Source organism: Sphingomonas sp. DG1-23, assembly GCF_030730875.1.
In the GTDB taxonomy this organism is placed as follows: Bacteria; Pseudomonadota; Alphaproteobacteria; order Sphingomonadales; family Sphingomonadaceae; genus Sphingomonas.
The window spans coordinates 475425-498245 of record NZ_JAVAMA010000002.1 but is presented as its reverse complement, the minus strand read 5'-3'; the positions used below and the strand labels follow the sequence as shown (position 1 = coordinate 498245).

The window sequence follows — 22821 nt, the reverse complement described above, 5'->3', positions numbered from 1 at the left end:
TTTTTTCCGTGCCCCTCGCGCAAGCGGGAGGGGAATTAGATCGTCACGCCGCCGTCGATCACCAGCGCCTGCCCGGTCATGAACGCGCTCGCGTCGCTCGCCAGATAGACGACCGCGCCGGCGATGTCCTCCGGCTCGCCAATGCGGCGGAGCGGCGTGGTCGCATTGCTCGCCTTGATCCGCTCGGGATCCTCCCACAAGGCGCGGGCGAAGTCGGTCTTGATCAGCCCCGGCGCGATGCAATTGACCCGCACATTGTCCGGCCCGAACTCCACCGCATAGTTGCGCGCGAGCTGGAAGTCGGCGGCCTTGGAGACGTTGTACGCGCCGATCACCGGCGATCCGCGCAGGCCGCCAATCGACGAAACGATGACGATAGATCCGGCTTTGCGCGCCCGCATCTCGGGCGCGACCATCTGGATCAGCCAGTGATTGGAGAGAATGTTGTTGTCGAGGGTCTTACGGAACTGATCGTCGGCGATGCCTTCGAGCGGGCCGTAATAGGGATTCGACGCGGCGTTGCAGACGAGAATGTCGACCCGCCCGAACACGCGCCGCGTTTCGCTGACGAGATGCGCCAGCGCCGCCTTGTCCGAGATGCTTGCCGCCACCGCCAGCGCGGTGCCTTCGCCGAAGCGCGCGTCGATCTCCGCGGCGACTTCGTCGCAGGCGTCCTGCTTGCGGCTGGAGATCACCACCTTCGCGCCGTGGGCCGCGAGCGCCTCGGCTGATGCGCGGCCGATCCCGCGGGTCGATCCGGTGACGATCGCTATTTTGCCGGTCAGGTCGAACAATCCGCTCATCTCACCCACCAAATCATCACCCCGGCCTTGTGCCGGGGTCCACTATGCGCGCCAGCTGACCTCCAGCCTCTTGCTTCTTCTCTCGCCTCCCGGTGGCCCCCGGCACAAGGCCGGGGTGACGCAGGGAGACTGCGAAAGCTAGGCCCCCGCCTCGCGCGCGAAATGCCAGGCCGATGCCGCGAGCCCGGGCAGCCGCTCGACGGTCTTCGCCGCCTGGTCGCTCGACGCATTGCCGTCGATGATCCTTTTCTTGATCCCCTGAACGATCCCGGTGAGCCGGAAGAGATTATACGCGAAATACCAGTTGAGGTCGGGCACGCCATCGCGCCCGGTCGCCGCGCAATAGCGTTGCACCATCGCCTCCAGCGTCGGGATGCCGGTCTCGGGCCCGGTCAGCCCCTGCACCCCAGACCGCCCCTCGGGCGCGGTCACCCAGCTCATCAGGAAATAGGAGAAATCGGCCAGCGGATCGCCGAGCGTCGAGAGCTCCCAGTCCAGCACCGCCAGCACCCGGGGCTCGGCAGCTGCGAAGATCATGTTGTCGATGCGGAAATCGCCATGGACGATCGACGTGCGGGTCTGCGCCGGCACGGTGCGAGGCAGCCACTCGATCAGCCGCTCGACCTCGGGCATGTCGTCGGTCTGGCTCATCCGGTATTGCTTCGACCAGCGCGCCACCTGCCGCTCGAAATAATTGCCCGGTTTGCCATATTCGCCGAGCCCGACCGCTTCGTAATCGATCGAATGCAGCGCCGCGAGCGTATCGACGATCACCTCATAGATCACGGTGCGCTCGCCCGAGGCCATATCGGGCAGCGCGCCGTCCCAGAAGGTCCGCCCTTCGACCATTTCCATGATGTAGAAAGGCGCGCCGATCACTTGCGCGTCCTCGCAAAGGCCATAGGGCCGTGCGACCGGGAAGCCGGTGGGATGCAGCGCCGCAATCAGCTGATGCTCGCGCTCGACGGCATGTGCAGAGGGCAGGATCGGCCCGAATGGCTTGCGGCGCAGCACATAGGATCCGCTTGCCGCATCAATGCGATAGGTCGGGTTGCTCTGCCCGCCTGCGAACTTCTCGACCGCGAACGGCCCGGCGAAGCCCGCGACGTTTGCGTCCAGCCATGCGCCGAGGCGCGCTTCGTCGAGATCGCTCATGCGAACTCGATCACCGAGCGCACGCTGTGGCCGTCGCGCAGTTTTTCGAGCGCGTCGTTCACATCGCTCAGCTTGATCCGCTCGGCGACCATCGTGTCGAGATCGAGCAGTCCGTCGAGATACATCTGGACCAGCCGCGGCATGTCGATCGGGAAGCGCGTGCTGCCCAGCAGCGATCCCTGAATCTTCTTGCCGGTCAGAAAGGTCGGCCCGGCCAGGCTGACATTGCCCCCCGGCGCGATCATCCCGAGGATCGTCGCGGTGCCGCCGCGGCGGAGGATATTCCATGCGAGCTCGGCGGTATTGGGCCGGCCGACTGCCTCGATCGCATAATGGACGCCGCCATTGGTGCGCTTGAGCACGTCCTTGACGATCGTCTCCGAATTGGGATCGAGCGTGCCGGTGGCGCCGAGCTTCATCGCCAGTTCGCGCTTCTCGGGCATCGGATCGATCGCGAGGATCTGGCCCGCTCCGGCGATCCTCGCGGCGTTGATCGCGGCGAGCCCGATCCCGCCCGCGCCGATCACCGCGACGCTCTCGCCGGGGCGCACCCGGCTGTCGTTGAAGATCGCCCCCGCCCCGGTGATCACTGCGCAGCCCAGCAGCGCGGCACGATCGAGCGGCATCTCCTTGCTGATCGCGACGCAGGCGTTTTCGTGCACCAGCATCATCTCGGCAAAGGCGGAGAGGTTGAGGAACGGCGCCAGCGGCGTGCCGCCGGCAAGCTTCAGGCGCGGCTCGGCATCGGCGGGGCGCCGGGTCGAGGGATCGATGCACAGCGATGGTCGGCCGGAGACGCACATCTCGCACGAGCCGCAGAAGACGGTGAAAAAAGTGATGACGTGATCCCCGGGCCTCAGATGCGCGACGTCGCTGCCGACCGCCTCGATCACGCCGGCGGCTTCGTGCCCCGGCACCGTCGGCACCGGATGCGGAAAGGCGCCGTCGACGAAATGCAGGTCCGAGCGGCAGACGCCGCACGCCACGGTGCGGATCAGCACCTCGCGCGGACCGGGCTTCGAGACTGCGACGTCCTCGATCTGGAGCGGCTTCCCGGCTTCGAAAAGTACGGCTGCTTTCACTTCATCCCCTTCCCGTGTTCCTGCGAAAGCAGGAACCCAGAGTTACAAAGGCCGTCGCGCGATCATCCTGGGCTCCTGCTTTCGCAAGAGCACGGATCAACGGCTCACCCCCACCTCCCCCGACGAAACCCGATCGGCCTTGAAGTCCCCGTACTTCCCGAACTCGGCCCGCGCGATCGCGCGATTATGGACCTCGTCGGGGCCGTCGGCGAGCCGCAGGGTGCGGATCCCCGCCCAATCGTGCGCCAGCCCGAAATCGCCGGACACGCCTGCGCCGCCATGCGCCTGGATCGCATCGTCGATGATCTGCAACGCCATGGTCGGCGCCTGCACCTTGATCATCGCGATCTCGAGCTGGGCGGCCTTGTTGCCGGCCTTGTCCATCATGTCCGCCGCCTTGAGGCAGAGCAGGCGAGTCATCTCGATGTCGATTCGGGCGCGGGCGATGCGCTGCTCCCATACGCTATGATCGGACAGCCTTTTGCCGAACGCCACTCGGCTGACCAGCCGCTTCGCCATTGCCACGATCGCTTCCTCGGCGACACCGATCGTCCGCATGCAATGATGGATTCGCCCCGGCCCGAGCCGGCCCTGCGCAATCTCGAACCCGCGGCCTTCGCCGAGCAGGACATTCTCGACCGGCACGCGGACATTTTCGAGCACGACTTCGCCATGCCCGTGCGGCGCATGATCATACCCGAAAACCGAAAGCATCCGTTCGATCTTCACGCCGGGAGCATCGAGCGGCACCAGAATCTGGCTTTGCTGGGCGTGGCGCGAGGCCTCGGGACTGGTCTTGCCCATGACGATCGCGATCTTGCAGCGCGGATCGCCCACGCCCGAAGACCACCATTTCCGCCCGTTGATCACATAATGGTCGCCGTCCCGCTCCATCCGCGTCTCGATATTGGTGGCGTCGGACGAAGCGACCGCGGGCTCGGTCATCAGGAAGGCCGAGCGGATGTCGCCATGCATCAGCGGCTTGAGCCACGCGTCCTTCTGGTCGCGCGTGCCGTAGCGGTGGAGCACTTCCATATTGCCGGTGTCGGGCGCCGAACAATTGAAGCATTCCGAGGCCCAGCCGAGCCGCCCCATCTCCTCGGCGCACAGCGCATATTCGAGATTGCTGAGCTGGGTGCCCTCGAAGGCGAAGCTGTCGTCGACATGGCTCTGACCCGAATGCGGGGGCATGAAGAAGTTCCACAGCCCCGCCGCCCTGGCCTTCGCCTTCATCTCCTCGATCACCGGGAGCACCTTCCAGCGATCGCCCTCCTTTTGCTGCGCGCGATAGTCACCGTCGCGCGGGCGGATCTCCCCGTCGATGAACGCCTTCACCCGATCGCGAAACCAGGTTTCCCGCTCGCCCAGCGTGAAGTCCATCGCAGCACCCTCCAATTCGGTTATCCGTTCCTGCCTAGAGCGTACCGCATATTCGGTAAAGGGGCCGAGCGTAGAGAAAAATCAGGACACGGACCTTCAAAAAATGCTTTGGCTGCGCCGCGAAATCGCTAGACTGGATTGCAATGAATGCACCCGGAAACATCGAGAGCGGCGGCGGCACCAAGCGCTTCCAGGCGAAGCGCGACGCGATCCTCGCCGCGGCGGCCGACGCGATCAACGAACAAAGCGCGAAGGGCATGACCTTCGCGGACGTGGCGCGGCGCGTCGGGCTCAACACCACGTCGGTGACTTATTATTTCAAGCGCAAGGAGGATCTTGCCGCCGCCGCGTTCGAGCAGACGCTCGAGCGGCTCGACGCGATGCTCGATGCCGCGCTCGAGGAGCCCACGCCCGAGGCGCGGGTCGCGCGCTATCTCAACATCAACATGGAGCGGCTCGCGCGCATCCGTCGCGGCGAGGAGCGCGACTTCGCGATCCTGTCGGACCTGCGCGCGATGGAGGACCCCATGAAGGGCCAGCTCCTCGCCGGCTGGCGCAACATCTTCCGCAAGACCCGCAGCCTGTGGGGCGCCGGCGCGAGCCGCGCCGAGACCGACCTCCATGGCGCGCGCGCCCACGTGCTGCTGGAGAACACTTTCTGGCTCACCGCGTGGCTGCCGCGCTATGAAGTCGACGAATATCCCCGGGTCGAGGCGCGGCTGATGGACGTGTTCCGCTCCGGCATCGCCGCGCCGGGACAGGTCTGGGCACCCGAACTGCTCGATCTCGAGCATGACGAGCCCGAGCCGGGCCGCGAGGCCTTCCTGCTCGCGGCGACGCGACTGATCAACGAACTCGGCTATCGCGGCGCCTCGGTCCAACGCATCGCCTCCGAACTCAACGTCACCAAGGGCAGCTTCTACCACCATCTCGACGCCAAGGACGAGCTGGTGATCGCCTGCTACAAGCGCAGCTTCGACATTATCGCCGACGCCCAGCGCCTTGCCGAGAGCCATGAAGGCAGCCATTGGGAGCGGCTGGAGAGCACGGTCGCGACCTTGCTCGACTATCAATTCTCCGAGCGCGGCCCGCTGCTCCGCACCACTGCGCTATCGGGGCTTCCTCCGCGCGTGCGCACCACGATGATCGACCGCTCCAATCGCATCGCCCGTCGTTTCGCCGGCATGCTGTCGGACGGCATCGCCGAGGGTCCGATCCGCCCGATCGATCCGCTGGTCGCGTCGCAGGCGCTGATGGCGCTCCAGAATGCCGCCTTCGACATGCGAAAATGGGCAAGCACGATGCCGCGCGAAAAGGCCGTCGCTTTCTATGCCTCGACCTTGGCGTTCGGATTGTTCGACGATCGCGTGCTCAACGCCTGAAGCCGGCAACTTAACTTATGTATGGGTAATTTCCCTTACGTCAGGCACCGATAAGCTGCTGATATTCCGCTATATTGAGAATGGCGCGGATTGCCTGCGCCTGTTTCGCTGCGGGATCCTCCATGCTCTGGTTCATCAAAGACGCCCCCATCCGGCTCAAGCTGCTGATCGCCTTCGGGACGCTGTGCGGTCTGACGGCGCTCACCACGTTCGCCGCGCTGGTCGCGCCTGATTACGCATTGATCGTCGGAGCGTTCGCGACCCTCGCGGGGATCGTCTGCGCCGCCTGGTTTCGCAGCGCGATCGCCACGCCCTACGTCACCACCGTCGTCCGGATGGAGGAGCTCGCCGCCTGCGATCTGGAGAGCGCGATCCAGTTCACCGAATATAAGGATTGCGTCGGGCGGATGACCAAGGCGATGCTGAGCTTCCGCGACGCCGCGAAGAAGGAACTCACGCTCAACGCCGAGGCACGCCGGCACGCCAATATCGTGCGCGGGATGACCGCCAATCTCAGCCGCCTCGCCGATGGCGACCTGACCGCCGAGATCACCGAGGATTATCCCGGTGACTATGCCGAGCTGCGCACCAATTTCAACGCCGCGCTCGGCTCGCTCCGCGCGCTGATCGGCACCGTCAACGAAAGCGCCTCGACGATCCGTACCGGATCGGGCGAGATCGCCCAGGCCTCGGAAAATCTGGCGCGCCGCACCGAAGCCAATGCCGCCAGCCTCGAGCAGACCTCGGCCGCGGTCGCGCAGATGAACCAGCGCCTGAAGGCCACTGCCGAATCGGCCGGCCGGACGGTCGCGCGCGCCGACGGCGCCATCTCGACCGTGTCGGACGGCCGCACGATCACCGATGCTGCCGTCCAGGCGATGACTCGCGTTTCGGAGAGCGCCAAGGGCATCGACAGCGTGATCGAAGGTCTCGACAAGATCGCCTTCCAGACCCGCGTGCTCGCGATGAACGCGGCGGTCGAGGCGGGTCGCGCCGGCGAGGCCGGGCGTGGCTTTGCGGTGGTCGCCGATCTGGTCTCGGCGCTGGCGATGCGCGCCGAGGAAGAAGCCGGTCGCGCCCGCGACCAGCTCACCACCACCCAGACGGAAGTCGTCGCCGCGGTCGAGATGGTCCAGAAGGTCGACGGCGCGCTGATGAACATCTCGAGCGACGTCGCCGAAGTGCACCAGCTCCTCGGCCAGATGGCGTCGGACAATCAGGTCCAGTCGACGGCGATCTCGGAGATCAGCACCGCGATCATGACGATGGACCAGTCGACCCAGCAGAACGCCGCGATGGTCGAGGAAACCTCGGCCGCCGCGCGCAATCTCACCAACGAGGTCGCCGGGCTCGCCGAGCAGGCCGCTCGCTTCACGGTCTCCGCGGGTCAGCGGCGCCCGGCACCGGTTCGCGCGAGCAATTACGCCGCCGCGCTGCATTGATGGCTCAGCCCGGCGTCCGTCGCTTGAGCAGGACGCCGGCCCGCCAATAGTGGAAGATCGCCCAAGGCGTCACAGCGGCGAAGACGAACATTGCCCAGCGCAAGGATTGCGCGCCGAGCGATGGCTCGAGCAGGTCGCTGATCACCCCGACCAAGGTCGGCCCCAGCCCGAGCCCGATCAGATTGATCACCAGCAGGGTGATCGCCGCCCACAATGCCCGCAGCCGCACCGGCGCCAGTCCCTGGATCAGAGCGAAGGTCGGCCCGAGATAGCTGTTGGCGAGCAGCACATAGGCCAGATAGCTAGCGATCGCAGCGGCCGGGCTGCCGAGCAGGAAGAAGCCGAGCGTGAAGGGCAGCGCCAGGGTCTTGAGCAATGCGACCATCAGCGCCTGCGCATGCAGGCCGTGCGAGCGCGCCAGCCGGTCGGCCAGCCGCCCGCCGAACACCGCCGATGCCGCCCCCGCCGTTCCCGCCGGCAGCGCGACATAGAGCGAGATCTCGCGCACCGAGAAACCGAGCGAGCGCACCATGAAGCTCGGCCCCCAGGCGGTCAGCCCATAGCCGATCATCGAGGTCAGCGTGACCGCCATTACCAGATGCAGCGCCGGACCGTTCGCGAGGATCGACGCGAAGCCCTGTCCCAGCGACGGCATTGCCGCGTGCGTCGCCTGTGGCTGCGCCTCGGACAGCCCGCGCCGCGGCTCGACCACGACCAGCCAGACGATCACCGCCAGCACGATCCCCGGCAGACCGATCACCACCATCGCGGTGCGCCAGCCATAAGCGCTCGCCACCAGCCCGCCGATAAAAGTTCCCAGAGCCGCGCCGAGCACCACCCCGAGCGAATAGATTCCCATCGCGCCGGCACGTTTCTCGGGCGGGTAGAGATCGGCGATGATCGAATGGCTCGGCGGCGAAGATCCTGCCTCGCCCACGCCCACGCCGATCCGGGCGACCAGCAACTGGACGAAATTTTGCGCGAACCCGCCGGCTGCGGTCATCGCGCTCCAGATCGCGAGACTCACCGCGATGATCTTTTTGCGGTTGCCGCGATCGGCGAGCCGCGCGACCGGGATGCCGAGCGTCGCGTAAAAGATCGCGAACGCCAGTCCCGAGAGGAGGCCCAATTGCGTGTCGCTGAGCTGCAAGTCTTTCTTGATCAGCTCCTGCAGGATCGCGAGGATCTGCCGATCCATATAACTGAAGAAATAGGTCAGCGTCAGCAGCGCCAGAGTGAGCGTGCGGCGCCGGATCGCGAGCGCGTCGCCCGCGGCTGGATCAGCCATGCCGGCCCTCTTTGAAAAAAGGGGGAGCGGAGCAGGCCCGCTCCCCGTCAGGTTCAATAACGCGTGCGCAAGGTCACGCCATAAGTGCGCGGCTCGGCGAGATAGGCCGAGAAGAGCTGGCGGCCGCCCGGATATTGCGGGTCGGTGAAGGGCGCGCTCGCCGCGCCTTCCTGGAACGGCGAGTTGAACGCGACCTGGCTGTAATTCTCGTTGAAGATGTTCTGACCCCAAAATTCGATCGACCAGCGCTGATCGCGTCCGCGAATGCCGACGCGCGCGTTGAAGATCGCATAGCTGTCCTGCTCCTTTTGCGGGAACAGGTCGGAGCCGGTGTTGTAATCGTCGGTCAGGCGAGTGTCGAAATAGACCAGCCCGCTGAGACCCGAGCTGCCGATGTCCGGCGTCCATGCGAAGGAAGCGGTCGCGACGATTTCGGGCGCGTTGGACAGATTATCGCCCGGCAGCTTGCGCAGCGCCTGATCGAGCGGCGCGCCCGCGGAATTGCCGACCAGCTGGTCGCGATATTTGGTCTCGGTATAGGTCAGACCGAGCCCGACGCGGATGTCGCGATGCGGCACCAGCGACGCCTCGAGCTCGACGCCCTGCGAGAGCACGCCATAGGTTACATTGTCCGCCGCGCACGCTCCGGTAGTCGCCGCTGCCGGATTGTAGTTCGCGGTCGCCGCGGGGAATTTGCTCTGGTCGCGATCGCCGCCGTTGAGATTGGCGCTGCAGCCATTGACGTTCTGGACGAGGAAGACCGTGCCGTTGAAGGTGTTGAGCTGGAAGTTTTTGAACTCCTGGCGGAAGCCGGCGATGTTCAGGCTGAACGGGCCGGTCGAATATTTGAGGCCGATTTCGAAGGCGTTGACCGTTTCCGGATCGAACTGGAGGTTGCCGACCAGAGCCTGCGTCCCCGGCTGCCCGCCGAACGGCAGGATCGGCACCTTGAGCGCCGAGCGATCGAGGTTGAATCCGCCCGCCTTGTAGCCGCGCGAATAGCTGCCATAGACCATCAGGTCGTCGGTCGGCTTGTACGAGACGATCGCGGTGCCGGTGAACTCGTCTTCCTTGCGCTCGTCGTCGATCGACACGCCGTTGAGCTCGGCGGTCGAATTGCCTTGGCATGAGAGCCCGAGAATGCCGTCGACCACCGCGGTCAGCGAAGCCACGGCGCGCAGCGGCAGCAGCGACGCCTGGTTCTGCACGCAGGCGACATTGTCGTTGCCGAAGGTCGCGTCGAAGCGCTTGCGCTCGTTGGTGTAGCGGAGCCCGAGGGTGACATCGAGACCCTTGGCGACGTGCACGATATTGTGCGTGAAAAGCGCCCAGTTGCGGCTGTTCTGATTGTAGACGTCGAGCGTGCTGCCGCGATCGTTGATCCCGTCGAGCCGGTCGATCGCGGCGTAGATCAGCGGCGTCGCCGCACCGAACAATGCCGGTCGGGCCGCAAGGCACCCCGCCGAGGTCGGCGAATAGAGGCCCGCGAGCCCGCCGCCCGTGATCAGGCGGCAAGTTGCGAACCGGCCATATTGGTTGCCGAAGCGCAGATTGTCGGTGACCTCGAGATCCTCGTTGGCGTAATAGCCGCCGATCAGCCAGTCGAGCTTGTCGCCGAACGCCGTGCCCTGAAGCCGCAATTCCTGGCTGAAGGTCTTGAAGCTGCGTGCCGAATTGCCGTCGGCGGCGCGATAGAGGATGTCGACGCGGCTATAATCGGTGTCCGAGCCCTGATCGCTGGTATAATCGCGATAGCCGGTGATCGAGGTCAGCTTCGCACCGCCGAAATCCCAATCGACCTGCAGCGACGCTCCCCAATCCTCGGTCTCGCCATAATAGCTGCGCCCCGGAGACACATAGATGTCGCGGCTATAGCCCTCGGTGAACGCCGCAGCGGGCTGACCCAGCGCCTGCAGCACCCGGACGATGTTGTTCTGCGCGGGATCGTTGAGCCCGCCGATATACTCGTTCATGCCGCGGCTGACATAGGTCGCCGCGCAGCATTCCTCCTTGCGCTTGGTATAGTCGCCGATCAGCCGGACGGTAAGGTCGCTCGACGGCTCGAACAGCAATTGCCCGCGGACGAAATAGCGGTTGCGGTTGTTGATGTCGCGATCGTTGGTCAGGTCGTGATAGAAGCCGTCGCGCCGCGAGAACACGCTGTCGATGCGCGCGGCGAGGCTATCGCCGAGCGGCATATTGATGAAACCCGATGCGCGGATCTGATCGTAATTGCCATAGGTGAACTCGGCCCCCGCGCCATAGGTCGGCGACGGCGCCTTGCTGACGATGTTGATCATGCCGGCCGATGCGTTGCGCCCGCCGAGCGTGCCCTGCGGTCCGCGCAACACCTCGATGCGGTCGATCTCGCCGAGTTCGTTGAGGCCGATGCCCGAACGCGAGCGATAGACGCCGTCGATGAACACCGCGACCGAGCTTTCGAGGCCGGGATTGTCGCCGACCGTGCCGATGCCGCGGATACGCGCCGAGCCGTTGGCCTCGCTGCCGGTCGAGGAGACAAGGAGCGACGGCGCGACCTGGTTGAGCTGGCGAATGTCGTTCGCGCCCGATTGCTGGAGGGTCTCGGCACTGATCGCGGAGACTGCGAGCGGCACATCGGCGAGCACCTGTGCGCGGCCCTGCGCAGTCACGACGATGTCGTTGGGATCGTAGGAGTCCGTCTCCTGTGTGGCGGGCTCGGCCGGCGTCTCCTGCGCGTAAGCGGGCGCTGCGAGCGCCATGATCACCGCCGGAGCCGCACAGGCCGACAAAAGGCGTAACCGCATCATCATCTCTCTCCCACCACGGGCCGGAACGCTTTGCGGTTCCATACCCTACCCTCGAATAACAGCGTTTTCCCTAGGGGCCGTCAAGCATAGCAAAGGTTGCAAAGCGGGACTGTCCCTGAGGTGTTGCCCGATTGCACCAGTCAAAGAAGCGCGCAGGAAGCGCCGCAAACGTTCCCCTCCCGCAAGCGGGAGGGGAGCGAAGCTCGCAGAGCCCTCGGTCGTGAACCCTAATACCCGTTGAGCCGCGCGAAGCGCTCGCGGTGCCACGCGGCATTGCCCCACATCGCCTCGAGCACCCGTGCGCGCTTCAGATAGAGGCCGGCGTCATGCTCGTCGGTCATGCCGATCCCGCCGAACAGCTGGACCATCTCGCGGCTGACCAGATGGAGCGTCTCCCCGGCTACCGCCTTGGCGAGGCTGACCTCCTGGCTGACATTGGCACGGCCCGAATCGACTGCCTCGAGCGCGCCCTCGACCACCGATCGCATCAGCTCGAGCTCGGTGAACATCCTGGCCATGCGGTGCTGCAGCGCCTGGAACGAGGCGAGCACCTGCCCGAACTGGACGCGAGTCTTCAGATAATCATTAGTCTGGGCGAAGGCGGATTCGGCCATGCCGAGCATCTCGGCGCACAGTGCCGCCGCGGCGCGATCGGTCACCTGCGTCAGCAGATCGTCCCCGCTTTCGAGCCTGTCGGCGGGCGCGCTATCGAAGCGGACCTGCGCATGACTGCGCGAATCGGTCAGTTTCCGCGGCGACCGGGTCACGCCCTCGTCGCCCGACACCAGATAGAGCCCGTCGGCCGCGGCCACGACGAACAATTGCGCGCTGTCGCCCTCGGCGACGAATTCCTTGGTTCCGCTGAGCCGGCCACCCTCGGCCCGCGTCGCGATCCGATCCGGCGCAAAGCGCGGTCCTTCATCGACCGCGAGCGCCGCAACGACTTCGCCGGCGGCGATGCGCGGCAACCATGCGGCCTGCTGCGCTTCGGAGCCGCCGAGGATCAGCGCGCTCGCCGCCGCCGCGGTTCCGGCCAGCGGGGTCGCGGCGAGGTTGCGCCCCAATTGTTCGAGCACCAGCCCCAGCGAGAGATAGCCCATCCCGGCCCCGCCCTGCGCCTCGGGGATCAGGATCCCGGCCCAGCCCATCTCGGCCTGCGCCTGCCACGCCGCGGCATCGTAGAAACCCGCCGGAGCCCCATCGCGCACCTTCCGAAATGCGGTCACCGGCGATTCATTGTCCGCCCATTCGCGCGCCATATCGCGCAGCATCGTCTGCTCTTCGGTCAGGACTGCCATATCAACTCCCTTCTCCCTCGCCCGCTTGCGGGAGAGGGCTTTTCTAATCACTGATGATCGAGCATCCCGAGGATGCGCTTGGCGATCACATTGTTCTGGATCTCGCTCGACCCGCCATAGATCGACACCGCCTTGCCGAAGAGCCACGACCGCACGTCCTTGAGCGCGTCCGCCTCGAACCCCTCGCCTTCCCAGCCGAGCCCGGCGAGGCCGCGGATCTCGATCAGCAGCTCGGAGCGCTCCTGCATGATCCGCGCGCCGACATTCTTCATGATCGAAGTGGCTGCCGACGGCCCCTGATTGGATTTGGCCTCAAGCGAAGCCCGGCGCAGGGTCAGCATGAAGGCGCGCAGATCCATTTCGTGGCGGACGATCCGTGTCCGAAGATCGGCGTCGGCGATCCGGCCCGCCTCGTCGATCCCGACATATTTCTTCGCCAATTGCCCCAGCGGGGCTCCGGCGAACATCCGTCCGGCAGTCGATCCGCCGCCCGACAGGCTGCTGCGCTCGTGCTGGAGCAGGCGCTTGCCGATCGTCCAGCCCTGCCCCTCCTCGCCGACGCGGTTGGCCTTGGGCACTTTCACATCGGTGAAGAAGGTTTCGCAGAACGGCGAGGAGCCCGAGATCAGCCGGATCGGCTTCACCTCGACCCCCGGCGTGTCCATGTCGCAGAGCAGGAAGGTGATGCCTTCGTGCTTCTTCGTCTTGTCCGTACGGACGAGCATGAAGCATTTGTCCGCCCATTGCCCGCCGCTGGTCCAGGTCTTCTGGCCGTTGACCAGATAATGGTCGCCCTTGTCCTCGGCAAAGCACTGGAGCGAGGCGAGGTCCGATCCTGCGCCCGGTTCCGAATAGCCCTGGCACCAGCGCACCGTCCCTCTCGCGATTGCCGGGATATGCTCGCGTTTCTGCTCCTCGCTGCCATATTCGAGCAGGGTCGGGCCGAACATCATCACGCCCATCCCGCCGATCGGGTTCCATGCACCGATCCGCGCCATTTCCTCCTGCAACACCCGCGCCTCGGCACGGCTCAGCCCGCCGCCGCCATATTCCTTCGGCCAGGTCGGGACACCCCAGCCCTTCTCGCCCATCGCCTGCTGCCAGGCATCCTCCTCGGGCGAATTCTCGTGCGGTCCCTCGACCGCCGACATGGCATTGTCCTTGCCCTTCAGCGCGGGCGGGAAATGCGCCGCCAGCCATTCTCGGGCATGCGCGCGGAAACCCTCGAGCGGGTCCGTTGGCGCGTCGATTTCTGCGGTCGCCATCATCCTCTCCATGCCGTGTTCGGCCCGATTCGAAAATGCGGTATGGAGCGCTTGGCGTCAAGCATTCTCCCGTGATCCCGGCGAAAGCCGGGACCTCGCGCCGCGAGCGAACCGATGCGCAGCCTGAGATCCCCGCTTTCGCCGGGGTGACGCCCGGGCTAGAAGCTCGCCCGAAAAGGGGCCCGACATGCAATTCCACCACCGCGCGGTGCCGATCGTGCTGTCCGCGATCCTGATCGATTCGATCGGCTTCGGCATCGTCATGCCGGTGCTGCCGCGGCTGATCGTCGAGCTGGCGCATGTCAGCCTCGAGGATGCCGCACGGATCGGCGGCTATATGCTCGCAGCCTATGCGGTGACCCAATTCTTCGCCGGGCCGATCCTCGGCACCCTCGGCGACAGCTTCGGCCGCCGGCCGGTTTTGCTCTTCTCGATGTTCGCTTTCGCCGCGGACTACGCCTTCATGGCCGCCGCGCCGAGCATCGCCTGGCTGTTCGTCGGCCGGATGATCGCCGGGATCGCCGGCGCTTCCTACGGCCCGGCCAACGCCGTTCTCGCCGACGTCACTCCGCCCGAGAAGCGCGGCGCCACCTTCGGTCTGATGGGGGCCGCGTTCGGCATCGGCTTCATCCTCGGGCCGGCGATGGGCGGGCTGCTCGCCGGCTTCGGCACCCGCGCCCCGTTCATCGCCGCCGCCGTCCTCGCCGGGCTAAACGCGCTGTGGATCGTGATCGCGCTCCCCGAGACGATGCTCCCCGAGCGCCGCCGCGCCTTTCGCTGGGGCAACGCCCATGTCTTCGCCGCGTTCAAGCCCTTGCTCCATGCCGGCAATGCCGGCTGGCTGCTGATTGCCGCCTTTCTCTGGCAGTTCGCGCACATGGTCTATCCCGCGACCTGGGCGTTCTGGTCCGAGATCGCATTGGGCTGGGACGAAGAGGCGATCGGCTGGTCGCTCGCCGCGTCGGGCGTGGCGATGGCGCTGGTCCAGACGCTGGTCACCGGCCGCGCGATCAAGCGCTGGGGCGAGGAGCGCACCGTGGTGTTCGGCATCCTCGCCGGCGGCGCGGTATTCTTCGGCTACATCTTCGTGCGCGAAGGCTGGATGGTCTATGCGCTCATCCCGTTGAGCGCATTTCAGGCGCTCGCTTATCCGTCTATCAACGCCTTGCTCTCGCGGATGACCGACGAACGGCACCAGGGCGCGCTGCAAGGCGGCATGGCCAGCCTCAACAGCGTCGCCTTGATCCTCGCGCCCTTGATGCTCAGCCAGGCCCTGGCCTTCGGCGCCGAGCGCGGCTTCCCCGCCGGCAATTTCGTCTTCGCCGCCGGACTGGCGCTGGCGGCCTTGCTGATCGTGATTTTACGCGTGGTGCCGCGCGTGGCGAAGGCGCCGCTTGCGTAACGAAAACCGCGCACCATCTCCCGCGCTCAGGCACCGGAGACCAACATGATCGAGCTCTATTATTGGCCCACCCCGAACGGCCACAAGATCACCCTCTTCCTCGAGGAATCGGGGCTCGATTACGAGATCCACCCGGTCAATATCGGCAAGGGCGACCAGTTCGACCCCGAATTCCTCAAATTCAGCCCGAACAACCGCATGCCGGCGATCATCGACCGCGCCCCCGCCGATGGCGGCGAGCCGGTGACGGTGTTCGAGAGCGGCGCGATCCTGATCTACCTCGCGCTCAAATCGGGCAAATTCTACGGCGAGACCCCGCGCGAACGCACCGACATCCTCCAATGGCTGATGTGGCAGATGGGCGGGCTCGGCCCGATGGCCGGACAGAACGGCCATTTCAACGTCTATGCGCCCGAGCAGGTGCCCTATGCCATCAACCGCTACGTCGCCGAGACCAATCGCCTCTACGGCGTGCTCGACCGGCGGCTGGCCGGCCGCGAGTTCGTCGCCGGCAGCGGCTATTCGATCGCCGACATGGCGATCTATCCGTGGATCGTCCCCCACGAGGCGCACAAGCAGGACCTCAACGACTTCCCCAACGTCAAGGCGTGGTTCGAGCGCATCGCCGCGCGCCCCGCAACGATCCGCGCGTACGAGAAAGGCGGCGAGGTCCGTTCCTATGCCACCCCGATGACCGACGAAGAGCGTAAGGTGCTGTTCGGCCAGACGGCGACGAGCACCGCCAAGGCCTGAGCTATCGGACCAGCGGAAAGCCGAGCGCCGTGGTGACGGCGCCCTTGATCAGATCGAGGGCGCCGTTGATCGCCTGCTCGGCCGCGACCAATCCGATCCCTTCCACCGTCCGCAACACCGCGCGCGAATGTTGCATCTGGATGTCGAGATAGAGCGGCGCTTCCTCGGGCAGGATCTCGCCGTCGCGCACCATCTCGGCGATGTGCCGGATCGCCAGCGCGATCTTCTCGCCCTCGGTCCGGGCAAAGCCGCCGGCCGCCTTGCCGTGTCCGGCGAGCACGCTGACGATCCGATCGCCGATCTGCCCGCCCAGCGCCCCGAAATCCAGATCCATCCTCGTTCTCCGTCAGAGCGTGCGCTGCTTGACCATCTCGAGTTGCAGGATCGCCCGGATGATCCCTTCGAGCCCGCCGAAGCTGTTCTCCATCGCCTTGATTCCCATGCATTGGGTGTCGCCCGGCGGCTGGTTCTCGCGGTTGCGGTGGATCAGCTCGAGATCGCCCACCCCCTTTTCCAACGCCTCGACCTGATCGGCGGTCTGGGCGTTCTTCGCGATCGCCCCCACCCGCACGCGCAGATTGGCGATGTCGGCGTGGGTCGTCCGATAGAAGCCCATATGCTTCGAATAGACGCATGCCGGCGCCTTGCTGTCGTAGATCAGTTCCTGATGAAATGCCGAGAGCTCGCTCTGGATCTGGGTCACCATCTCCTCGGTGCGGCTGTCATAGGGCGCGATCAGCGACACCGAACAGGATGCGAGCAGCGGCGCCCATAATAATGGTAGCAGCGTCACCACGAAACGGCGCCGGCCCGAGCTTCGGCAACTTGTCGACATCGAACGCTTCCCTCGATCGTCCGGGTCGCATCATAGCGAACGCGCGGCATCACTGTCGATTGCAATCGCGGCGTCTCGACGCAGGGTTTTCGAAAAATGCGTATGGCGTTCGCCGCCGCGCTCGCTAAAGGTCGGCGCATGGGGGCAAGACCGTGACTGCCGAGGCGATGCTGGCTAGCGACTTCGCGACGCTGCCCGATCTCATCCGCGCGCATGCGCAGGAACGCAGCGACAAGCCTGCGATCGTCTTCGGCGATCGGACGATGACCTATGCCGAACTCGACCGCGCGATGGACCGCATCGCTTTCTCGCTCCAGCGCGGCGGCGCGAAGCAGGGCGACGCGATCGCGATCCTCGGCCCCTCGTCGCTCGATTACGCACTCGTCTTCCTCGGCGCGCTGCGCGCCGGCTGCGCCGCCGCGCCGCTCGCCCCTTCCGCTACGCCCGAACAACTCGCCGCGATGGTCGCGGATTGCGCCGCACCGATCCTGTTCCACGACGCCGCGCACGACATCGACGTGCCGGTGCGGAAGGTAGCGCTCGAAAATCTCGGCGACTGGCTCGGCGAGGGCATTCCCGCACCGGTCTCGGTCGCTTCCGACGATCCGTTCAACATCATCTATTCCTCGGGCACCACCGGCACGCCCAAGGGCATCGTCCAGCCACACGCGATGCGCTGGGTCCATATCGGCCGCGCCCCCGCCGGGTTCGGCGAGGCGGTGACGATGGTCGCGACCCCGCTTTACTCGAACACCACCCTCGTCAGCTTCCTGCCCACCCTCGGCTGGGGCGGCACGGTAGTGCTGATGGCCAAATTCGACGCGCGCGACTTTCTGGTCCTCGCCGAGAAACATCGCGGCAGCGTCACCATGCTCGTCCCGATTCAGTATCGGCGGATCATGGCCGATCCCGAATTCGATCGCTTCGATCTTTCGAGCTTCACCCTCAAGACCTGCACCAGCGCGCCCTTCCCCGCGGCGCTCAAGGCCGATGTGCTCGCGCGCTGGCCGGGACTGCTCGTCGAATATTACGGGATGACCGAAGGCGGCGGCACGACGATCCTCATCTGCAACGCCCATCCCGACAAGCTTCACACCGTCGGCAAGCCGATCGAGGGCCACGATATCCGGCTGATCGACGATCGCGGCAGCGAAGTCCCGCAGGGAGAGATGGGCGAAGTCGTCGGCCGCTCGAGCGCGATGATGACCGGCTATCACGGCCGCAGCGACGCTACCGACGACGCCACGTGGTACGATAAAGCCGGCAACCGCTTCATCCGCCACGGCGATGTCGGCCGGTTCGACGAAGACGGCTTCCTCACCCTGCTCGATCGCAAGAAGGATCTGATCATCTCGGGCGGCTTCAACGTCTACCCGACCGACCTCGAGGCAGTGCTCGTCCAGCATCCGCAAGTCACCGAGTGCAGCGTCGTCGGGGTGCCGTCCGATCGATGGGGCGAGACCCCGATCGGCTTTTATGTCGGCGCCGGCGACCCCGCCGAAATCCTTGCCTGGACCAATGCCAGGCTCGGCAAGACCCAGCGCCTCGCGGATCTCCGCCGCATCGACGAACTCCCGCGCAGCGCGATCGGCAAGGTGCTCAAGCGTGAGCTGCGCGAGCGCTACGCATGACTCCGATTGCCGATATCCTTGCCGCCGCGACGCGTGACGAAAGCGGCTTCAGCACCAAAATCCCCGCCAACTGGATGCAGGGCCGCACTGCGTTCGGCGGTCTCTCCGCCGCGCTGGCGTTGCAGGCCGCGCTCGATCTCGAACCCGATTTGCCGCCGCTGCGCTCGGCGCAGATCGCGTTCATCGGCCCGCTCGCCGGCGAGGTCACGGTCAGCGCCGCCAAACTCCGGCGGGGCCGCAACGCCGCCTTTCTCCAGTCTGACGTCGGTTCCGGGGCGGGTCTCGGTCTGCGCGCGACCTTCGTATTCATGGCTGAACTCGCCTCTACGGTCGAGCATGACCAGGCGCGCCGCGCGCCGATCGTGCCGCCCGCGCCCGACGCCGAGCTCTATACCGGCCCCGAGAGCTTCTTCACCGGCAACTTCAATTTCTGGGACTCGAAGCGCGATCTCGGCCCGACCGAATGGCTGCGCTGGGCGCGGCTGCGCGCGCGGGGCGGGCTCCACCCGATGGTCGAGCTGATGGCGATCGGCGACGCGCTGCCTCCGGGCGCGTTCAAGCTCGCCGCCGAGCGCCAGACCCCGCTCAGCTCGCTCAATTGGCAGATCAACCTCCTCACGCCCCAACCCGCCACCACCGACGGCTGGTGGCTGCTCCATGCCGAGGCCGACATCGCCCGTCACGGCTATAGCAGCCAGCGCATGACGGTGTGGAACGCCGCGGGGGAGCCGGTTGCCGAAGCGATGCAGGGCGTCGCCATTTTCGGATAGTTCGGCATCCCGGCGACAATTTGCGACAACTTCTCCCGGGCCTGACAAACCCTTGCGACAGCCGGCCGTCAAAACGCATCCCAGTCGCGGCACGCGCCGCCTTGATGCTGGAGTTCGTGCCATGAAGAAGACCCTTGCCGCCGCCTTGCTCGGCGCCACGCTCGTCGCGGGCAGTGCCGTTGCTGCGCCGCAGGATCGCGATCCCCTCGCCAGAGCCGATGCCGACAATGACGGCACGGTGACCAAGGCGGAATTTCTCGCCGATGTCGACGCGCGCTTCGCCAAGCTCGACGCCAACAAGGACGGCAAGATCAGCAAGGAAGAGCGCCCCGGCGACGGCGAACGCCGCGGCCGGATGATGAATCGCATCGACACCAACAATGACGGCGCGATCTCGCTCGACGAACAGCATGCGCAGGCCGATCGCCGCTTCGCGCGCCTCGACACCAACGGCGACGGCAAGATCGACAAGGTCGAAGGCGCCGCCGCGCGCGAGCGGATGCGCGGGGCTATGGAACGCCGCGACGCCAACTGACCTGCCTCGCCGGGCGGCTTCCCTCCTCTCGCTGCCCGGCACTTCTTTTCGTCCACGGAGTTGTTACGGTCGCAGCATGTCCGATCTCCCCCATCTCCTCCTCGTCGACGACGAGCGCTCGATCCGCGAGCCGCTTGCGCAATATCTCACCAAACAGGGATTCCGCGTCACCCAGGCCGGCGATGCCGAGGGCGCCCGCGCGCGGATGGCCGCCTATGCGATCGATCTCGTCATCCTCGACATCATGATGCCCGGCGAGGACGGGCTCAGCCTGTGCCGCCATATCCGCGAGACCAGCGACACGCCGGTGATCCTGCTCACGGCGCGCAGCGAGGAGACCGACCGCATCGTCGGGCTCGAAATGGGCGCCGACGATTATGTCGTGAAACCGTTCAGCCCGCGCGAACTCGCCGCGCGCATCAAGGTCGTGCTCCGCCGCATGGCCGCCGGAGGCGCCAAACAGCACGCGCCCGAGACCGGCAGCTTCGCCTTTGCCGGCTGGGTGCTCAAGACCGGCGAACGTGCACTCGTCGACCGCGAAGGCGTGTCGGTGCCGCTGTCGACCGGCGAATATAACCTGCTCCACGCTCTCGTCACGCGCCCGCGTCAGGTCCTCACCCGCGATCAGTTGCTCGATCTGACCCAGGGCCGCGAGGCGGCCGCGTTCGATCGCGCGATCGACAATCAGGTCAGCCGGCTGCGCAAGAAGATCGAACCCGACGCCAAGAACCCGTCGCTGATCAAGACCGTCTGGGGCGGCGGCTACACGCTCGCCGCCGAAGTGACCCGGCTGTGATGGGGGCCCTTCGCGCTCTCCTCCTGCTCGCAGGGAGGGGAGTTCGACCCCCTTCATGCCGATGACCAGACGCCTCCTCCCCCGCTCGCTCGCGGGACAAATGGCGCTGCTCATCGCCATCGCGCTCTTCGCTGCGCAGGCGCTCAATTTCGCCATCGCGATACGCGACCGCGCGCAATATCGCCTCGCCCAGGCGACTCGCCCGGCGATCACCCGTATCGTAGACGCGCTCGAACGCGAGCGTGCCGGCGGTCGTCCGCTCGCCCCCGATCGCGGACGGGTACGCCGCGTCGCCGTGAATCCGATCCCGCCCGGGCTCGAACGCCGCAACGAAGTCGCCGAGGAGCTGCGCGGGCAGCTCAACGAGCTCGGCATCCGTGTCGGCCGGATCGACACGGGCATCCGCGCGACCAGCGACGACGAGAATCGCGGCCGCCGCCGTCCCGGCAGCGTGCTGGTCATTGCAATCGAGCAGCCCGGAAATGGCTGGCTGACGATCAACGCTCCGTGGATCCGCGCCGATCGCAAGCTGGTCGCGGCGCTCGTCTTCCAAACTCTTATCCTCTACGTCGTCATCCTGTTGCCGGTGATGTGGATCGTCCGGCGCATCTCGAAGCCGCTGCGCTCGCTCGCCGGCGCCGCCCGGGATTTCCAGCCGGGCGACGGCGCCACGCCGCTCGAGGAACGCGGCCCCAGCGACGTCCGCGCGGTGATCGCCGCATACAACGCGCTCAGCCTGCGCGTGAATGCGATGCTCGACGAAAAGGACCGCATGCTAGGGGCGATCGGCCATGATCTGCGCACCCCGCTGGCCGCGCTCCGGGTTCGGATAGAATCGGTCGAGGAGGACGACGACCGCAATCGCATGGCCGACACGATCGACGAGATGAACCGTACCCTCGACGACATCCTTTCGCTCGCCCGGCTTGGCCGTCCCAGCGAACCGCCGACCGATGTCGACCTGTCGGCGTTGATCGATGCGGTGGTCGACGATTTCCGCGAGCTCGATCACGAAGTCGATTTCGAGGAAGCCCCGCGCCTCAAGATGCATCTGCGGCCGTCACTGATGCGCCGCGCGATCCGCAATCTGCTCGAGAACGCCGTCAAATATGGCGGCGGGGCGCAGGTCCGCTTGCTTCCCGGCGAGCGGACCGTGGCGATCGAGGTCGCCGATCGCGGCCCCGGCATCCCGTCCGATAAGCTCGCTGCAGTGTTCGCGCCGTTCACGCGCCTCGAAACCTCGCGCAACCGCGAGACCGGCGGGATCGGCCTCGGCCTCGCGCTGGCCCGCGCGATCGTCAACGACGCCGGCGGCGACATCGCCCTCGCGAATCGCGAAGGCGGCGGCCTCACGGCGACGATCAGCCTGCCGCGCGGCTAAGACGGTTCAAAAGATCTGGCGCGCGACGTCGGCCAGCATGATCCGCGCCACCGGCCGTCGCCGCTCGTCCTCGACGTCGAGGCTGCCATGCACGTCCAGCGGGATGCGATGCGGCCGCGTATGGAGCATCGACCGGGCGGCGGCGTTGGCTGCGGCCAAGGCCGTGCGCAAATCGGGGAAGTCGCCGCTACGCTCGGTGTGCGGGGTCGCATTGCGGGTTTTCAGGCTGAAGAAATAATGCGGCATAGGAGGTTGAAATGCGCTGCATTTCAGTTGGTTGCGGCACTCAATCCAGATCAATACGATTCCTGTTCCGCGAACGAAAAAGCGCCGACAGGACAGGGTCCTGCCGGCGCTTGTCTCTCAGCGATCGATCGACGATCAGCCGACGATTTCTTCCGGCTTGAAGAAATAGGCGATCTCGATCGCTGCATTCTCGTCCGAATCCGAACCGTGCACCGAGTTCGCCTCGATCGATTCGGCCAGTTCTTTGCGGATCGTGCCGGCATCGGCGTTCGCCGGATTGGTCGCACCCATGATGTCGCGGTTGCGCTGCATCGCGTTCTCGCCTTCGAGCACCTGCACGACCACCGGGCCCGAGATCATGAACTCGACCAGATCGTTGAAGAAGGGACGCTCCTTGTGCACCGCGTAGAAGCCTTCGGCCTGCTCGCGGGTCATCTGGATGCGCTTCGAAGCGACGACGCGCAGGCCGCCATCCTCGAGCATCTTGGTGACTGCGCCGGTCAGGTTGCGGCGGGTGGCATCGGGCTTGATGATCGAAAAGGTCCGGGTCGCGGCCATGGCCGTGCGGCTCCTGTTATTGTGTTGTGG

The 22821-nt window shown here is 66.0% G+C and carries 21 protein-coding genes; 9 read left to right on the top strand and 12 right to left on the bottom strand.

The genetic code is table 11. From position 1 onward, the window contains the following. Positions 1–35: 35 nt before the first annotated feature. From Q9Q95_RS05405 to Q9Q95_RS05390, 4 genes are all read right to left on the bottom strand, one after another. Positions 36–803: an SDR family oxidoreductase gene (locus tag Q9Q95_RS05405; protein ID WP_306094654.1), complete on the bottom strand. Its 768-nt coding sequence runs from the start codon at positions 801–803 to the stop codon at positions 36–38. A gap of 138 nt (positions 804–941) precedes the next feature. Beyond that, positions 942–1958, bottom strand: coding sequence for a phosphotransferase family protein (locus tag Q9Q95_RS05400; RefSeq protein ID WP_306094652.1), 1017 nt, complete (start codon positions 1956–1958; stop codon positions 942–944). After that, positions 1955–3040: a Zn-dependent alcohol dehydrogenase gene (locus tag Q9Q95_RS05395; protein ID WP_306094649.1), complete on the bottom strand. Its 1086-nt coding sequence runs from the start codon at positions 3038–3040 to the stop codon at positions 1955–1957. The genes Q9Q95_RS05400 and Q9Q95_RS05395 overlap by 4 nt, the downstream gene beginning before the upstream one ends. A 96-nt stretch (positions 3041–3136) precedes the next feature. Further along, positions 3137–4420, bottom strand: coding sequence for an acyl-CoA dehydrogenase family protein (locus Q9Q95_RS05390; protein WP_306094647.1), 1284 nt, complete (start codon positions 4418–4420; stop codon positions 3137–3139). A 143-nt stretch (positions 4421–4563) separates the two neighbouring features. Here Q9Q95_RS05390 and Q9Q95_RS05385 point away from each other — a divergent pair, with 143 nt between their 5' ends. Together Q9Q95_RS05385 and Q9Q95_RS05380 are read left to right on the top strand one after the other, a co-directional pair. After that, positions 4564–5802, top strand: a complete 1239-nt coding sequence (locus Q9Q95_RS05385) for a TetR/AcrR family transcriptional regulator (protein WP_306094645.1) — start codon at positions 4564–4566, stop codon at positions 5800–5802. Between the two features lie 122 nt (positions 5803–5924). Further along, complete coding sequence (locus Q9Q95_RS05380; RefSeq protein WP_306094643.1) at positions 5925–7244, top strand: methyl-accepting chemotaxis protein; 1320 nt, start codon at positions 5925–5927, stop codon at positions 7242–7244. A gap of 4 nt (positions 7245–7248) precedes the next feature. Here Q9Q95_RS05380 and Q9Q95_RS05375 read toward each other — a convergent pair whose 3' ends face one another. The 4 genes from Q9Q95_RS05375 to Q9Q95_RS05360 all read right to left on the bottom strand — a co-directional run bounded on the left by Q9Q95_RS05375 (position 7249) and on the right by Q9Q95_RS05360 (position 13884). Continuing rightward, a complete protein-coding gene (locus Q9Q95_RS05375; RefSeq protein WP_306094641.1) occupies positions 7249–8532 on the bottom strand; it encodes an MFS transporter in 1284 nt (427 codons plus the stop codon). Between the two features lie 53 nt (positions 8533–8585). After that, positions 8586–11321 carry a TonB-dependent receptor gene (locus tag Q9Q95_RS05370; protein WP_306094699.1) on the bottom strand — a complete coding sequence of 912 codons (2736 nt, stop codon included), beginning with the start codon at positions 11319–11321 and terminating at the stop codon, positions 8586–8588. A 227-nt stretch (positions 11322–11548) separates the two neighbouring features. Then, positions 11549–12619: an acyl-CoA dehydrogenase family protein gene (locus tag Q9Q95_RS05365; RefSeq protein WP_306094640.1), complete on the bottom strand. Its 1071-nt coding sequence runs from the start codon at positions 12617–12619 to the stop codon at positions 11549–11551. 47 nt (positions 12620–12666) lie between these two features. Further along, positions 12667–13884 carry an acyl-CoA dehydrogenase family protein gene (locus Q9Q95_RS05360; protein ID WP_306094638.1) on the bottom strand — a complete coding sequence of 406 codons (1218 nt, stop codon included), beginning with the start codon at positions 13882–13884 and terminating at the stop codon, positions 12667–12669. A gap of 187 nt (positions 13885–14071) precedes the next feature. On the opposite strand from Q9Q95_RS05360, the gene Q9Q95_RS05355 reads away from it, so the two are divergent. Continuing rightward, the gene (locus Q9Q95_RS05355) at positions 14072–15286 is read left to right on the top strand and encodes an MFS transporter (RefSeq protein WP_306094636.1); all 1215 of its coding nucleotides are present in this window, start codon (positions 14072–14074) and stop codon (positions 15284–15286) included. A gap of 45 nt (positions 15287–15331) precedes the next feature. Beyond that, entirely contained in the window at positions 15332–16039 is a 708-nt protein-coding gene (locus Q9Q95_RS05350) for a glutathione binding-like protein (RefSeq protein WP_306094634.1), read from the top strand. A gap of 1 nt (position 16040) precedes the next feature. Here Q9Q95_RS05350 and Q9Q95_RS05345 read toward each other — a convergent pair whose 3' ends face one another. Then, a complete protein-coding gene (locus Q9Q95_RS05345; RefSeq protein WP_306094632.1) occupies positions 16041–16373 on the bottom strand; it encodes a hypothetical protein in 333 nt (110 codons plus the stop codon). A 12-nt stretch (positions 16374–16385) separates the two neighbouring features. Next, entirely contained in the window at positions 16386–16874 is a 489-nt protein-coding gene (locus Q9Q95_RS05340; RefSeq protein WP_306094627.1) for a hypothetical protein, read from the bottom strand. 152 nt (positions 16875–17026) lie between these two features. Between Q9Q95_RS05340 and Q9Q95_RS05335 the strand changes: the two genes are divergently transcribed. The 5 genes from Q9Q95_RS05335 to Q9Q95_RS05315 all read left to right on the top strand — a co-directional run bounded on the left by Q9Q95_RS05335 (position 17027) and on the right by Q9Q95_RS05315 (position 21987). Then, positions 17027–18505 carry a class I adenylate-forming enzyme family protein gene (locus Q9Q95_RS05335; RefSeq protein ID WP_306094626.1) on the top strand — a complete coding sequence of 493 codons (1479 nt, stop codon included), beginning with the start codon at positions 17027–17029 and terminating at the stop codon, positions 18503–18505. After that, on the top strand, positions 18502–19275 hold the full coding sequence (locus tag Q9Q95_RS05330; RefSeq protein ID WP_306094624.1) for a thioesterase family protein: 774 nt from the start codon (positions 18502–18504) through the stop codon (positions 19273–19275). Before Q9Q95_RS05335 ends, Q9Q95_RS05330 begins: the two co-directional genes overlap by 4 nt. A 121-nt stretch (positions 19276–19396) precedes the next feature. Further along, a complete protein-coding gene (locus Q9Q95_RS05325; RefSeq protein WP_306094621.1) occupies positions 19397–19810 on the top strand; it encodes an EF-hand domain-containing protein in 414 nt (137 codons plus the stop codon). Between the two features lie 76 nt (positions 19811–19886). Next, on the top strand, positions 19887–20606 hold the full coding sequence (locus Q9Q95_RS05320) for a response regulator (RefSeq protein ID WP_306094619.1): 720 nt from the start codon (positions 19887–19889) through the stop codon (positions 20604–20606). A 100-nt stretch (positions 20607–20706) separates the two neighbouring features. Beyond that, complete coding sequence (locus Q9Q95_RS05315; RefSeq protein WP_306094617.1) at positions 20707–21987, top strand: ATP-binding protein; 1281 nt, start codon at positions 20707–20709, stop codon at positions 21985–21987. A gap of 6 nt (positions 21988–21993) precedes the next feature. Here the strand turns inward: Q9Q95_RS05315 and Q9Q95_RS05310 are convergent, their stop codons facing one another. After that, positions 21994–22287, bottom strand: a complete 294-nt coding sequence (locus Q9Q95_RS05310; RefSeq protein WP_306094615.1) for a hypothetical protein — start codon at positions 22285–22287, stop codon at positions 21994–21996. An 81-nt stretch (positions 22288–22368) separates the two neighbouring features. Then, positions 22369–22791: a nucleoside-diphosphate kinase gene (gene ndk / locus Q9Q95_RS05305; protein WP_306094613.1), complete on the bottom strand. Its 423-nt coding sequence runs from the start codon at positions 22789–22791 to the stop codon at positions 22369–22371. Between the last annotated feature and the right edge of the window lie 30 nt (positions 22792–22821).